Here is a 13,865-nt window from a genome sequence, read left to right as displayed (position 1 = left end):
CCGACGACCTAAGATGATCAACGTGTCCGACCAGCATGCACCACGGTCTCTCATCGTCACGCTCTACGGCGCGTACGGCCGCTTCATGCCCGGCCCCGTACCCGTCGCCGAGCTGATCCGACTGCTGGCCGCGGTCGGCGTGGACGCCCCCTCCGTACGCTCCTCCGTGTCCCGGCTCAAACGCCGCGGGCTGCTCCTGCCGGCCCGTACGGCACAGGGCGCGGCGGGGTACGAACTGTCGCCGGACGCCCGCCAGTTGCTCGACGACGGCGACCGTCGCATCTACGCCGTCACACCGCCGGAGGACGAGGGCTGGGTGCTCGCCGTGTTCTCCGTCCCGGAGTCCGAGCGGCAGAAGCGGCACGTGCTGCGTTCACGCCTGGCCGGGCTCGGCTTCGGCACCGCCGCGCCCGGCGTGTGGATCGCGCCGGCGCGGCTGTACGAGGAGAGCCGCCACACCCTCCAGCGGCTGCGGCTCGACCCGTACGTCGACTTCTTCCGCGGCGAGCACCTCGGCTTCGCGCCGACCGCGGAGGCGGTCGCCCGCTGGTGGGACCTGGCGGCGATCGCCAAGGAGCACGAGGCGTTCCTCGACCGGCACGCGCGCGTGCTGCACGACTGGGAGCGACGGGCGGACACCCCGGCCGAGGAGGCGTACCACGACTACCTCCTCGCCCTGGACACCTGGCGCCACCTCCCCTACGCCGATCCCGGGCTGCCCGCGGGCCTGCTCCCCCCGGACTGGCCGGGCGCCCGCTCGGCCGCGGTGTTCCGAGGGCTGCACGAGCGGCTGCGGGACGCGGGGGCCGCCTTCGCGGTCGTGTGACCTCATGAACATCACGGGCCCCTAAGGGAACCCTCAGGTTCCTCTGTCCCTCTTCTCAAGGTTCTTACCTACCGTCCCTGGGGTCGTAAGCAAGAGGGAAGAGGACCGTTGCGCATGACCACCACGGCAAGGGCTGCTCAGGGAGCCACCGTCTGGCTCACGGGGCTGCCGAGCGCGGGCAAGACGACCATCGCCCGCCACCTCGGCGACCGGCTGAAGGCCGAGGGACATCGCGTGGAGGTCCTCGACGGCGACGAGATCCGCCGCTTCCTCTCCGCGGGCCTCGGCTTCTCCCGCGCGGACCGCAACACGAACGTGCAGCGCATCGGGCTGGTGTCCGAGGTGCTCGCGCGCAACGGCGTGCTCTCCGTCGTCCCGGTGATCGCCCCGTACGCCGACAGCCGCGAGGCCGTCCGGGGGCGGCACGAGGCGAGCGGGACGCCGTACATCGAGGTGCATGTGGCGACCCCGGTCGAGGTGTGCAGCGAGCGGGACGTGAAGGGGCTGTACGCCCGTCAGGCCGCGGGCCGGCTGACCGGGCTCACCGGCGTCGACGACCCGTACGAGCCACCGACGGACCCGGCGCTCGTGCTGCCGACGCAGGACCAGACCCCGCGGGAGTCGGCGGCCGCGGTGTACGCGGTGCTGGCGGAGCGGGGGTTGGTGTGACGACGACCGCGTTCACGCTGTCGCACCTGGACGCGCTGGAGTCCGAGGCGGTGCACATCTTCCGTGAGGTGGCGGGTGAGTTCGAGCGGCCGGTGATCCTGTTCTCCGGCGGCAAGGACTCCATCGTCATGCTGCACCTGGCCCTGAAGGCGTTCGCCCCAGCCGCGGTGCCCTTCTCGCTGCTGCACGTGGACACCGGACACAACTTCCCCGAGGTCCTCGAGTACCGGGGCCGTACGGTCGACAGGCATGGGTTGCGGCTCCATGTGGCCTCCGTACAGGACTACATCGACCGGGGTGTGCTGCGCGAACGTCCCGACGGGACCCGCAACCCGCTGCAGACGCTGCCGCTGACGGAGAAGATCCAGGCCGAGCGCTTCGACGCGGTGTTCGGCGGTGGCCGTCGCGACGAGGAGAAGGCCCGGGCCAAGGAGCGGGTGTTCTCACTGCGGGACGAGTTCTCCCAGTGGGACCCGCGCCGCCAGCGGCCCGAGCTGTGGAACCTGTACAACGGCCGGCACGCCCCCGGCGAGCACGTCCGCGTCTTCCCGCTGTCCAACTGGACCGAGCTGGACGTGTGGCAGTACATCGCCCGCGACGGCATCGAGCTGCCGCAGATCTACTTCGCCCATCACCGCGAGGTGTTCCGGCGGGGCGGAATGTGGCTGACCCCGGGTGAGTGGGGCGGCCCGAAGGACACCGAGACCGTCGAGAAGCGACTGGTGCGCTACCGCACGGTCGGCGACATGTCCTGCACCGGTGCCGTCGACTCCGACGCCGACACCATCGAGAAGGTGATCGCCGAGATCGCCGCCTCCCGGCTCACCGAGCGCGGCGCCACCCGCGCCGACGACAAGATGCCCGAGGCCGCGATGGAAGACCGCAAGCGCGAGGGGTACTTCTAATCATGACCGGCACGATCGGTACCACCATCGACACGCTGCGGTTCGCCACCGCCGGCTCAGTGGACGACGGCAAGTCCACGCTCGTCGGACGGCTGTTGCACGACTCCAAGTCGGTCCTCACCGACCAGCTGGCGGCCGTCGAGCACGCCTCCCGCAGCCGCGGCCAGGACACCCCGGATCTTGCGCTCCTCACCGACGGCCTGCGCGCCGAGCGGGAGCAGGGCATCACCATCGACGTGGCCTACCGCTACTTCGCCACGCCCCGCCGCCGGTTCATCCTCGCCGACACCCCGGGCCATGTGCAGTACACCCGCAACATGGTCACCGGCGCCTCCACCGCCGAGCTGGCGATCGTCCTGGTCGACGCCCGCAACGGCGTCGTCGAGCAGACCCGCCGGCACGCCGCGATCGCCGCGCTGCTGCGCGTGCCGCACGTCGTGCTCGCCGTGAACAAGATGGACCTGGTCGGGTACGTGGAGAAGGAGTTCGACCGGATCGTCGAGGACTTCGCGGGCCACGCGGCGGAGCTGGGACTGCCCGGCTTCACGCCGATCCCGGTCTCGGCGCTCGTCGGCGACAACGTCGTGGACCGGTCCGCCCGCATGGACTGGTACGAGGGCCCGGCGCTGCTGGAGTTCCTGGGGAACGTCCCCGTCGGCACCGAGGCCGCGGACGCACCCACCCGCTTCCCGGTCCAGTACGTGATCCGCGACGGCGAAGTCCGCTACTACGCGGGCCAGTTGGTGTCGGGCTCACTGCGGGTCGGCGACCACCGTCCACCCGTCCGGCGAGACCTCCGAGATCACCGGCATCGACGTGCTCGGCGTCGCCGCTCAGGTGGCGTACGCGCCGCAGTCGGTCGGTGTGCGGCTGGCCGACCGGCGGGACGTCTCGCGCGGCGACATGATCACCGCGGGGGCCGGCGTCGTCCCGGCGCTCACCCGGGAGGTCCGGGCGGCCGTGTGCCACCTGACCGACCGCCCGCTGAGGGTCGGTGACCGCGTGCTGGTCAGGCACACCACCCGGACCGTCAAGGCGGTCGTCGAGAACCTCGCCGGAGCCGCCGAGCTGACGGCGAACGACCTGGGCCGGATCACCCTGCGCACCGCCGAGCCACTGGCCCTCGACGACTACGCGGTCTCCCGGCGCACCGGCGCGTTCCTCCTGATCGACCCGGCGGACGGCGCGACGCTGACCGCGGGCATGGTCGAGCTCAACTGCCCAGGCTGAGGCGGGGTTTGGGCGCGTCCGTCCGTCCGGTCTGCGGGCGGCGGCTGCCTGCCCGGTACGGGGCCGGCCAAGCGACGCCCGGTCCGTCGTAGCCCTGCTCGGCCGCCGCGTGCAGGGTCCAGTGCGGGTCGTAGAGATGCGGGCGGGCGAGGGCGCACAGGTCCGTGCGCCCGGCCAGGATCAGGGAGTTGACGTCGTCCCAGGAAGAGATCGCGCCGACCGCGATCACGGGGATGCCGGTGGCGTGGCGGATACGGTCCGCGTACGGCGTCTGGTACGACCGCCCGTACTCCGGCCGTTCGTCGGCCACGACCTGCCCGGTCGACACGTCGATCGCGTCGGCGCCGTGCGCGGCGAAGGCACGGGCGATCTCGACGGCGTCCTCCGCCGTGTTCCCGCCCTTGGCCCAGTCGGTGGCGGAGATGCGGACGGTCAGGGGCTTCTCCTGCGGCCACACGCCCCGTACGGCGTCGAAGACCTCCAGCGGGAAGCGGAGCCGTTTCGCGAGCGAGCCGCCGTAGGCGTCGGTGCGGCGGTTGGTCAGCGGGGAGAGGAAGCCGGAGAGCAGGTAGCCGTGCGCGCAGTGCAGTTCGAGCAGGTCGAACCCGGCCCGGGCGGCCCGCCAGGCGGCGGACGTGAACTGCTCGCGCAGGTCGGTGAGTTGGGCACGGGACAGCTCGCGCGGGGTCTGGCTGTGCGGCTTGTAGGGGATCGGGGACGCGGCCACGAGCGGCCAGTTGCCGTCGTCCAGCGGTTCGTCGATGCCCTCCCACATGAGCTTGGTCGAGCCCTTGCGTCCACTGTGGCCGAGCTGCACGCCGATCGCGGTGCCGGGCGCCTGCGCGTGCACGAACTCGGTGATCCGTCTCCAGGCCTCGGCCTGCTTACCGGTGTAGAGGCCGGTGCAGCCGGGCGTGATCCGGCCCTCGGGGGACACGCACACCATCTCGGTCATCACCAGGCCGGCGCCGCCGAGGGCCCGTGCGCCCAGGTGGACGAGGTGGAAGTCGCCGGGGAGGCCGTCGGTGGCCGAGTACATGTCCATGGGGGAGACGACGACCCGGTTGCGCAGGGTCAGGCCGCGCAGCCGGAGCGGGGTGAACATCGGGGGCGTGCCGGGCGGGCAGCCGAACTCGCGCTCGACGGCCTCCGTGAAGCGGGGGTCGCGCAGGCGGAGGTTGTCGTGGGTGACACGGCGGCTGCGGGTGAGCAGGTTGAAGGCGAACTGGCGGGGCGGCTGGTCGAGGTGGAGAGCGAGGTTCTCGAACCACTCCAGGCTGGCGCGGGCCGCGCGCTGGGTCGAGGCGACGACGGGGCGCCGCTCTTCCTCGTATGCCGCCAACGCCCCTTCCAGGGAGTCCTGTTCCTCCAGGCAGGCGGCCAGCGCGAGGGCGTCCTCGACGGCCAGCTTGGTGCCCGAGCCGATGGAGAAGTGCGCGGTGTGGGCGGCGTCGCCGAGCAGGACCACGTTGCCGTGCGACCAGCGCTCGTTGACCACCGTACGGAAGGTGCTCCAGGCGGAGTTGTTGGACCTGAGCGGCCGGCCACCCAGCGCGTCAGCGAAGATCTTGGCGCAGTGCTCGATCGACTCCTGCGCGTCGAGCTCCTCGAAGCCCGCCGCCCGCCAGACCTCCTCCCGCATCTCGACGATCATGGTGGAGGCGTCCGCCGCATACGGGTAGCCGTGCAGCTGCATCACGCCGTGCTCGGTCTCGGCGATCTCGAAGCGGAAGGCGTCGAGCGCGAAGTCGGCGGCGAGCCAGATGTAACGGCAGCGGTGGGCGGTCACCTGGGGCCGGAACACCTGGGCGTACGCCTCGCGGGTGGTGCTGTGGACTCCGTCGGCGGCGATGACGAGGTCGTACGCCTCGGCCAGCCGGGCAGGGTGGGGCGCCTCGGAGTGGAAGCGGAGCTCTACGCCGAGTTCGCGGCAGCGGTCGTGCAGGATTTCGAGGAGGCGTCTGCGGCCGAGGGCGGCGAAACCGTGTCCTCCGGAGGTGTGGCGGGTGCCTCGGTGAACGATGTCGATGTCGTCCCAGCGGGTGAAGTGCTGTTGCAGGGCCGCGTAGACGTTCGGGTCGGCGTGTTCTATGCCGCCGAGGGTCTCGTCGGAGAGGACCACTCCGAAGCCGAAGGTGTCGTCGGGGGCGTTGCGTTCCCAGACGGTGACTTCGCGGTGGGGGCGGAGACGTTTCAGCAGGGCTGCGGCGTAGAGGCCGCCGGGGCCGCCGCCGATGACCGCGATGCGTCGGGGGTGGCTGGTCTCGTGGGGCGAGTGCGGGCCGGTGGGGGCTGGTCGCGCAGTTCCCCGCGCCCCTGAGGTACGTGTCCCTGGGGTCGGCATTACCGCCCCCGCCACTTCGGAGGTCGCTTTTCCTTGAACGCTGCGTGGAACTCGGCGTAGTCCTCGCCGTTCATCAACAGGGCCTGGGTGGCGGCGTCCAGTTCCACCGCTGCCGCCAACGGCATGTCCAGCTCGGCTGTCAGGAGCGCCTTCGTCTGGGCGTACGCCAGTGCCGGGCCCTCGGCCAGGCGGTGGGCCAGGGACTGGGCGGCCTCGTCGGCGCGGCCCTCCTCGGTCATTTCGCTGATCAGGCCGATGCGCTCGGCCTCGGGGGCGCGGACCGGCTCGCCGAGCATGAGGAGGCGGGTGGCGTGGCCGAGGCCCACGACGCGGGGCAGCAGGTAGGCGGCGCCCATGTCACCGCCGGAGAGGCCGACGCGGGTGAAGAGGAAGGCGAAGCGGGCCGAGGGGTCGGCGACCCGGAAGTCCGCGGCCAGGGCGAGCACCGCGCCGGCGCCCGCCGCCACTCCGTGCACCGCCGCGATCACGGGGAACGGGCACTCCCGTACGGCCCGCACCACCTGGCCGGTCATCCGGTTGAAGTCGAGGAGCTGGGCGGTGTCCATGGCGAGGGTGGCGCCGATGATCTCGTCGACGTCACCGCCTGAGCAGAAGCCGCGCCCCTCCCCCGCCAGCACCAGGGCGCGCACGGACCGCTCCCGGGACAGTTCGGCGAGCAGGTCGCGCAGGTCGGCGTAGGCACCGAAGGTGAGCGCGTTGAGCTTGTCGGGGCGGGCGAGGGTGACGGTGGCGACGCCGTCGGTGAGGTCGACGCGGAGGTGTTGCCAGTGGGGGGTGCGGGCGGCGGAGCCGGTGAAGGGACTCACGAGGTGCGGCCTCCTCGTTCGGTGGCGGGCACTGCCTCACGGAGCTCTGTCCTTCGAAGCTATCACTCATCCGTGACTGTCGTCACGAGTGCGCGATACGTCGGTCGGGCGGTCGGGCGGTCGGGCGGTCGGGCGGTCGGGCGGTCGGGCGGTCGGGCGGTCGGGACATGACTCCGGATCTGACCCGGGGCCGTCACATCCGTCACGACTCGTCGACACACCCGTAACGGCGGGAGCAACCGCGCGAGGCCCGCCGTTCATCCGGGTAAGCCGCCCGCAACGGGGCCGAAGGTCCCGCACGGTGCCCGTCGGACTCCTCTGCCGGGCGGCGCCGTACCATTCATAAGGTTGAAAGCAGGACAGCCTGCTCATGAACGGACCCGCCTTGTACGAACGCCCCGCAGCCTCCGCCTCCTGGCGCATCGCGCTGCCGCACTCCGCCGCGGCCGTGCCGGTGGCCCGCGCCCTGGTGCGCACCGCGCTGGCCGAGCTGGAGCACGGGGCCGACAGCGACACCGCGGAACTGCTGACGGCGGAGCTGGTGGCGAACGCCGTGGAGCACACGGCAGGGGACGCGCCGATAGAGCTGGTGGTGGAGCTGCTGCCGAGCGGCTGCCAGGTCGAGGTGCACGACCCGGATCCGGCGCCGCCCGGCAACCTCACGCGCCCGGCGGCGGCCGAGCCCGACCCCTGGCAGGAGCACGGGCGTGGTCTGCTGCTGATCCGCGCCCTCAGCTCGTCCTGCGGTCACCGCCCCACCGAGTCCGGCAAGGCGGTGTGGTTCAGGCTGCCGACGGTGCCGCCTCAGCGGCGTCCGGTGTGACCGGCTGACGTCCGCCCGGGCCTGTTGCAGGTCTGTTCAGCCTGTTCAGCCTGTTCAGGCCAGGGTGGCCACCATGACCGCCTTGATGGTGTGCATCCGGTTCTCGGCCTCGTCGAAGACGACCGAGTGCGGCGACTCGAAGACCTCGTCGGTCACCTCGAGGGACGTGAGGCCGCGGGTCTCGTAGATCTCCTGGCCGACCTTGGTGCCCAGGTCGTGGAAGGCCGGCAGGCAGTGCAGGAACTTGACGTCCGGGTTGCCGGTGGCACGCAGGACGTCCATGGTCACGGCGTACGGGGCGAGGGCGGTGATCCGCTCGTCCCAGACCTCCTTGGGCTCGCCCATGGAGACCCAGACGTCGGTGGCGACGAAGTCGGCGCCCGCGACGCCCTCCTCGACGGACTCGGTGAGCAGGATGGCCGCCCCGCTGTCCTCGGCCAGCTTGCGGGCCCGGTCGACGACCTCGTCGGCGGGCCAGTACTCCTTGGGCGCGACGATACGGACGTCCAGGCCGAGCAGCGCGCCGGTGACCAGGTAGGAGTTGCCCATGTTGAACCGGGCGTCGCCGAGGTAGGCGAGGACGAAACCGTCGTCGACGAGGTCCTTGCTGCAGTGCTCGGTCATGGTCAGCACGTCGGCGAGCATCTGGGTGGGGTGCCACTCGTCGGTGAGGCCGTTGTAGACGGGCACGCCGGCATACGCGGCGAGCTCCTCGACCTTGGCCTGGCTGTCCCCGCGGTACTCGATCGCGTCGTACATCCGGCCCAGCACCCGCGCGGTGTCCTTCACGGACTCCTTGTGGCCGATCTGGGAGCCCGAGGGGTCGAGGTACGTCGTCGAGGCGCCCTGGTCGGCGGCGGCGACCTCGAACGCGCAGCGCGTGCGCGTCGAGGTCTTCTCGAAGATCAACGCGATGTTCCGGCCCCGCAGGTACCGCGTCTCGGTCCCGGCCTTCTTGGCGGCCTTCAGCTCGGCGGCCAGCTCGATCAGGCCGCGGAACTCCTGCTCGGTGAAGTCGAGCTCCTTGAGGAAGTGGCGGCCGGCGAGGGCGGTCGGGACTGTCGCCATGGGGGGCGCTCCAGGGATATGAGAACAAGTACGCTGGAAGTCTATACGACGAGTCACATTTCTATACAGCCCCCCATACGGCACCTACAGGCACCTTCAGGCACCTTCAGGCACCTACACGGCCTCGCGCTCGACCGGGCAGCTCATGCACCGCGGCCCGCCCCTGCCCCGCCCCAGCTCGCTGCCCGGGATCTCGATCACCTCGATGCCCTGTTTGCGCAGGTGGGTGTTGGTCGTGGCGTTGCGCTCGTAGGCGACGACGACGCCCGGTTCGACGGCCAGGACGTTGCAGCCGTCGTCCCACTGCTCGCGCTCGGCCGCGTGCACGTCCTGGGTGGCGGTCAGGACGCGGATCTCGTTGAGGCCGAGCGCGGCGGCGATCGCACGGTGCATGTGCTCCGGCGGGTGGTCGGTGACCTTGAGCTCCTTGTCGCCGACGCCCGGTTCGATGGTGTACGAGCGGAGCATGCCGAGCCCGGCGTACTGGGTGAAGGTGTCGCCGTCGACCATCGTCATCACGGTGTCGAGGTGCATGAAGGCGCGTCGCTTGGGCATGTCGAGGGCCACGATCGTCTGCGCGGAGCCCGCGTCGAACAGCTTGTGCGCGAGCATCTCGACGGCCTGGGGGGTGGTCCGCTCGCTCATGCCGATGAGCACCGCCCCGTTGCCGATGACGAGGACGTCCCCGCCCTCGATGGTCGATGGGTAGTCGGCCTGCCCCTGCGACCAGACGTTGAACATTTCGTCGCGGAAGAGCGGGTGGTGCCGGTAGATCGCCTCGAAGTGCACGGTCTCGCGCTGCCGGGCCGGCCAGCGCATGGCGTTGATGGAGACGCCGTCGTAGATCCAGGCGGAGGTGTCGCGGGTGAAGAGGTGGTTGGGCAGCGGGCCGAGCAAGAAGTCGTCGAGCTCCATGACGTGGAAGCGCACGGAAGTCGGCTCCGCGTGCGCTTCCAGGAACTCCCGCTTGGTCATGCCGCCGACCAGCACCTCGGCCAGGTCGCGGGCGGGCAGCGTCTCGAAGGCGGCCCGGAGGTGGTCGGTGGCGAGCACCCCGTACTCCTTCTCGTCGAAGACCCGGTCCAGGACGAGGGCCCTGGCCGCCGGGATCTCCAGCGCCTCGCCGAGCAGGTCGCCGAAGAGGTGGACGGCGACGCCGCGGTCCCGCAGCACGTCGGCGAACCCGTCGTGCTCGGCGCGCGCCCGGCGCACCCACAGCACGTCGTCGAAGAGCAGGGCGGTCTTGTTGCTGGGCGTGAGCCTTTTGAGCTCGAGATCCGGCCGGTGCAGGATGACGCGGCGCAGCCGCCCGGCCTCGGAGTCGACATGCATTCCCATGCCTCCATCCTGACCATCGCAGGGCGTCTTGACCCGTCGCTCACGTGTTTCTGCGTCCACTTGTTTTCGTCCTCTTGACGATAATCACACCCGCCAGTTATCGTCGTTCAGACGAAAAGCGAGGGGATCTTCATGGCTGACATCACCCGGCGCCTCGGCCTGCGCCACCTGCGCGGCGCACCGACGGCGCACATCCGGCACCACCGCGCGGGCCGGCTGCTGCACGACGGGCCGGGCCTGAGCTTCTGGTTCCGGTCGCTGACCGCCGCGCTGTCGGAGGTGCCGGTCGACGACCGGGAACTGGCGATGACGTTCCACGCCCGCACGTCCGACTTCCAGGACGTGGCGGTGCAGGCCACGGTCACCTACCGGATCGGCGACCCGGGTGTGGCCGCCGCCCGCCTCGACTTCTCCATCGACCCGGACACCGGCGTGTGGCGGGGCACGCCGCTGGAGCAGCTCGGCACGCTGCTCACCGAGACGGCCCAGCAGCACGCCCTGGACGTCCTGGCGCGTACGCCGCTGGCGGCCGCGCTGGTCGACGGCGTGACCGCGGTGCGCGAGCGGATCGCGGCCGGCCTGGACGCCGAGCCGCGGCTGCCCGCGACCGGCATCGAGGTGGTCGCCGTACGCGTGGTGGCGCTGCGGCCGGAGCCCGAGGTGGAGCGCGCGCTGCGCACCCCGGCCCGCGAGCAGATCCAGCAGGAGGCGGACCGGGCGACGTACGAACGAAGGGCCGTCGCGGTGGAACGGGAACGGGCCATCGCGGAGAACGAGCTGGCCAGCAAGATCGAACTCGCCCGCCGCGAGGAGCAGTTGGTCGACCAGCACGGCACGAACGCCCGGCGCGAGGCCGAGGAGCACGCGGCGGCGGACGCCGTACGGGCGCAGGCGGAGGCGGCACGGACGGTGCGGCTCGCGGAGGCCGAGGCGGCCCGTGCCGTACGGCTGTCCCGTGCGGAGGCGGAGGGGGCGCGCGAGGTCGGCGAGGCGCGCGCCCAGGCGCAGGCCGCGTGGCTGCGGGTGCACGCGGAGGTGGACGTGGCGACGCTGCACGCGCTCACGGGGACCCGGATCGCGGAGAACCTGCCGCGCGTCGAGAGCCTGACGGTGTCGCCGGACGTGCTGACCGGGCTGCTGGCCAAGCTGGGTGCGCGGGAGCGGGCGTGAGCCTGGCGCCGCGGGTGGTCGTCGTCCATCGCACCACGGAGTACGAGGAGTTGGTGGCCCGGCACGGCACCCACGGGCAGGCCGCGTTCTTCCTGTCCTCCCGGGGCCGGGACCTCGCCGAGCTCGCCGAACGGCACCGCCGGACGCGGCAGGCCTTGGCCGAGGTCGGCTCGGCGGTGCCGCTGACCTGGCGTCAGGCTCGGGTCGAGCGAGCGGACTTGGACCGGTTCCTGTTCGCGCCCGAGGACGTGGTGGTCGTGGTGGGGCAGGACGGTCTGGTGGCGAACGTCGCCAAGTACCTCGCGGGACAGCCGGTGGTGGGCATCGACACCGACCCCGGGCGCAACCCGGGGGTACTGGTCCGGCACCGACCCAAGGACGCGGCGGCACTGCTGCCGGCCGTTCTCGCCCGCTCCGTCGGCGTCGAGGAGCGCACCATGGTCGAGGCCGTCGCCGACGACACCCAGCGGGTCGTCGCGCTCAACGAGATCTGTCTGGGAGCCGTCGGACACCAGACAGTCAGATACCGCCTGGGCCTGGAGGGCGACGGGGGTGTCGTCGAGGCCCAGGCCTCGTCCGGGGTGCTGGTGGGCACGGGCACCGGGGCGACCGGGTGGATCCGGTCGGTGTGGCAGGAGCGCGGCGGCCATTGGCCGCTGCCCTCGCCCACCCAGGCGCGCCTGTTGTGGTTCGTGCGCGAGGCCTGGCCGTCCCCGGCCACCGGCACGTCACTGGTGGCCGGGGAACTCACCGCGTCGGCCCGTCTGTCCCTCACCGTCGAGTCGGAGCGGCTCATCGCCTTCGGCGACGGAATGGAGACTGATGCGGTGGAGCTGACCTGGGGGCAGTCGGTGCGGGTGGGGGTGTGCGGGGAGCGGTTGCGGCTGGTGGGGTGAGGGCACGCGGCGGCCGGGTCAGCCGCTGGGCTGGGGCTGGAGCAGTTCGGGGCGGGCCAGCATACGGCGGGCCGCGCGGCCGGGGTCGAGGGTGGCGCGGGCGACGATCCAGCCCGCGAGGGCGTGCGGTTCGGCGGGGTCGGCGGCCAGTTCCTCGGCGTACCGGGCGAGCGCGGCGGCCGGGTCGCCGGCGGCGAGGTGCTCGTCGGCGGTGTACGGAGTGGTGGGGCGGACCGCGAAGGCGTGGGTGCGCACGTCCGGCCACGAGGTGCGGTCGGGTCGGAAGCGGGGGCTGTCCGCCGATGGCGCCGCACCGTCCGTCGGAGCCACGTTGCGCAGCCGCCACTCGGTGCGGTGCAGGGCGGCGGCCGTACGGGCACGGGCGAGGGCGGACGCGGGGACCGGCTCCCGCAGCCAGCCGTCCAGCGTGCGCGCCAGGCCCGAGACCAGGGCACGCCCCTGAGCGGTGAGACGCCCCTCGGCCAGCAGGGTGCGCACGACGAGCCGGCTCTGCAGGCGACGCAACGCGAAGTGGTAACCGGCCTCCTCCTCAAGGCTCTTCTCCTTGACGCCCTCCTCCACGGCCGCCCGGTCGTCCCGCGCGGCCGCCATGCGGTCGCGCCAGAAGCCCGCGACGCCCGTGAAGGCGTACGCGCCGTGCAGCAGGCCGGTGAGATGGCGGGGGTCGGGGCGCCACGGGGCGTAGTAGCGCTCGGCCCGGTCGTCGTCGAGGAGGGGGAAGAGGTGGAGGAGGGCGGCCAGCTTGCTGTGCTGGAACTCGTGGACCAGCGTCTCGGCGAGGGCGAGCGCGGAGGAAGGGCGGGCGATCACCATCGCGCCGAAGGAGTCGCCGCTGGAGGCGGAGGCCTGGACGGTCGGCGGGGCGGGAGGGAGCGTGCTCGTGCGGCCCCACGGCACGACCGCCCGGATCCATGCCGGGTCGAGCCGCCCGGGCCCGACACCGCCGGGCGCGGCGAGCACGGCGACGGCCTCCTCGAACACCCGCTGCCACTCCTCCGCCTCGGCGGCGTCGAGCCGGGCCGGCGGCAGGGGGTCGTCCAGGTCGCGGTAGGGGTCGAGGTCGTCGAGCGGGATGGCGACGGTACCGGTGGGCGTCGGATGGGTGAGGGTGCGCAGGGGCAGCCAGGAAGCCGCCGCCGAGCCGTCCTCGGCTCCCCCGCTCCCCAGCCCCACCGTCCCCGGCCGGACCGTCACGGACGTCATGTCCCCGTCGCGCCCCGGCCCCGCGAGAGTCAGCTCTCCCCTGCTCGTGCGGGCCCGTCCGATCGTCAACGCCCCTTCGGCGTCCGGGAGTCGGGCCAGGCCCAGTCCCGGCAGGGACAACGCGCCGTCCACCAGCGGGACCCGGAGTTCCGCGTCCGTGCCGGCGTGCAGCGACGCTGTCACCGCCAGGGCGCACAGGTGGCCGGCCTCCGCCCACAGGGCGGGTCCGGACGCGGTGCCGTGGGCCCGGCGCAGGACGTGGGCGAGCCAGCCGCCGGTCGCGGGGGCGAGCAGCAGCCGGTCGACCGGCTCGGGTGCCCGGGCCGCCGCGTCCTTCAGGATGTGCCAGGCCTCGGCGGCGGGCGTCAGCTGCGTGGGCAGCGCGTCGAGGCGGTCCAGCAGGGTCCGCAGGAGCAACAGCCGCCGCGCCCGCTCCGCCCGTCCGAGGAAGGCCACAGCCTCCGGGGAGCCGCCTCCGGCGGCCAGTTCCGCGAAGAGCCGCTCGGGCATGCGGAACGGAGCGGAGCGCGGCTCGCTGGACATTC

The 13,865-nt window shown here is 72.4% G+C and carries 11 protein-coding genes and 1 pseudogene; 7 read left to right on the top strand and 5 right to left on the bottom strand.

All coding sequences use genetic code 11. The annotated features are described in order from the left end of the window. Nucleotides 1-13: 13 nt before the first annotated feature. The 4 genes and pseudogenes from QFZ76_RS37590 to QFZ76_RS37575 all read left to right on the top strand — a co-directional run bounded on the left by QFZ76_RS37590 (nt 14) and on the right by QFZ76_RS37575 (nt 3,630). The gene (locus QFZ76_RS37590; RefSeq protein ID WP_307677851.1) at nt 14-826 is read left to right on the top strand and encodes a PaaX family transcriptional regulator C-terminal domain-containing protein; all 813 of its coding nucleotides are present in this window, start codon (nt 14-16) and stop codon (nt 824-826) included. Nucleotides 827-940: 114 nt separating this feature from the next. After that, a complete protein-coding gene (gene cysC / locus QFZ76_RS37585; protein ID WP_307677850.1) occupies nt 941-1,495 on the top strand; it encodes an adenylyl-sulfate kinase in 555 nt (184 codons plus the stop codon). Further along, nucleotides 1,492-2,400, top strand: a complete 909-nt coding sequence (gene cysD, locus QFZ76_RS37580) for a sulfate adenylyltransferase subunit CysD (protein ID WP_307677849.1) — start codon at nt 1,492-1,494, stop codon at nt 2,398-2,400. Before cysC ends, cysD begins: the two co-directional genes overlap by 4 nt. A 2-nt stretch (nt 2,401-2,402) precedes the next feature. After that, nucleotides 2,403-3,630, top strand: a pseudogene (locus QFZ76_RS37575) (sulfate adenylyltransferase subunit 1). Here the strand turns inward: QFZ76_RS37575 and QFZ76_RS37570 are convergent. Both QFZ76_RS37570 and QFZ76_RS37565 read right to left on the bottom strand, forming a co-directional pair. Continuing rightward, nucleotides 3,614-5,974 carry a bifunctional salicylyl-CoA 5-hydroxylase/oxidoreductase gene (locus QFZ76_RS37570; RefSeq protein ID WP_307677848.1) on the bottom strand — a complete coding sequence of 787 codons (2,361 nt, stop codon included), beginning with the start codon at nt 5,972-5,974 and terminating at the stop codon, nt 3,614-3,616. The pseudogene QFZ76_RS37575 and the gene QFZ76_RS37570 sit on opposite strands and share 17 nt — an antisense overlap. Continuing rightward, nucleotides 5,974-6,801: an enoyl-CoA hydratase family protein gene (locus tag QFZ76_RS37565; RefSeq protein ID WP_307677847.1), complete on the bottom strand. Its 828-nt coding sequence runs from the start codon at nt 6,799-6,801 to the stop codon at nt 5,974-5,976. Before QFZ76_RS37565 ends, QFZ76_RS37570 begins: the two co-directional genes overlap by 1 nt. 370 nt (nt 6,802-7,171) lie before the next feature. Between QFZ76_RS37565 and QFZ76_RS37560 the strand changes: the two genes are divergently transcribed. Further along, the gene (locus tag QFZ76_RS37560; protein WP_307677846.1) at nt 7,172-7,624 is read left to right on the top strand and encodes an ATP-binding protein; all 453 of its coding nucleotides are present in this window, start codon (nt 7,172-7,174) and stop codon (nt 7,622-7,624) included. 54 nt (nt 7,625-7,678) lie between these two features. Here QFZ76_RS37560 and argF read toward each other — a convergent pair whose 3' ends face one another. Together argF and QFZ76_RS37550 are read right to left on the bottom strand one after the other, a co-directional pair. Further along, entirely contained in the window at nt 7,679-8,692 is a 1,014-nt protein-coding gene (argF, locus tag QFZ76_RS37555; RefSeq protein ID WP_307677845.1) for an ornithine carbamoyltransferase, read from the bottom strand. A gap of 114 nt (nt 8,693-8,806) precedes the next feature. Further along, entirely contained in the window at nt 8,807-10,030 is a 1,224-nt protein-coding gene (locus QFZ76_RS37550; RefSeq protein WP_266432638.1) for an arginine deiminase, read from the bottom strand. Between the two features lie 132 nt (nt 10,031-10,162). On the opposite strand from QFZ76_RS37550, the gene QFZ76_RS37545 reads away from it, so the two are divergent. Further along, nucleotides 10,163-11,200: an SPFH domain-containing protein gene (locus QFZ76_RS37545; RefSeq protein ID WP_307677844.1), complete on the top strand. Its 1,038-nt coding sequence runs from the start codon at nt 10,163-10,165 to the stop codon at nt 11,198-11,200. Further along, on the top strand, nt 11,197-12,096 hold the full coding sequence (locus QFZ76_RS37540) for a hypothetical protein (protein WP_307677843.1): 900 nt from the start codon (nt 11,197-11,199) through the stop codon (nt 12,094-12,096). The genes QFZ76_RS37545 and QFZ76_RS37540 overlap by 4 nt, the downstream gene beginning before the upstream one ends. Before the next feature lie 18 nt (nt 12,097-12,114). Here the strand turns inward: QFZ76_RS37540 and QFZ76_RS37535 are convergent, their stop codons facing one another. Next, the gene (locus QFZ76_RS37535; RefSeq protein ID WP_307677842.1) at nt 12,115-13,863 is read right to left on the bottom strand and encodes an HEXXH motif domain-containing protein; all 1,749 of its coding nucleotides are present in this window, start codon (nt 13,861-13,863) and stop codon (nt 12,115-12,117) included. Nucleotides 13,864-13,865: the final 2 nt, after the last annotated feature.

It is taken from the genome of Streptomyces sp. V4I2, assembly GCF_030817655.1.
GTDB classification, from domain to species: domain Bacteria; phylum Actinomycetota; class Actinomycetes; order Streptomycetales; family Streptomycetaceae; genus Streptomyces; species Streptomyces plumbiresistens.
This window is presented reverse-complemented; position numbering and strand designations above follow the sequence as displayed.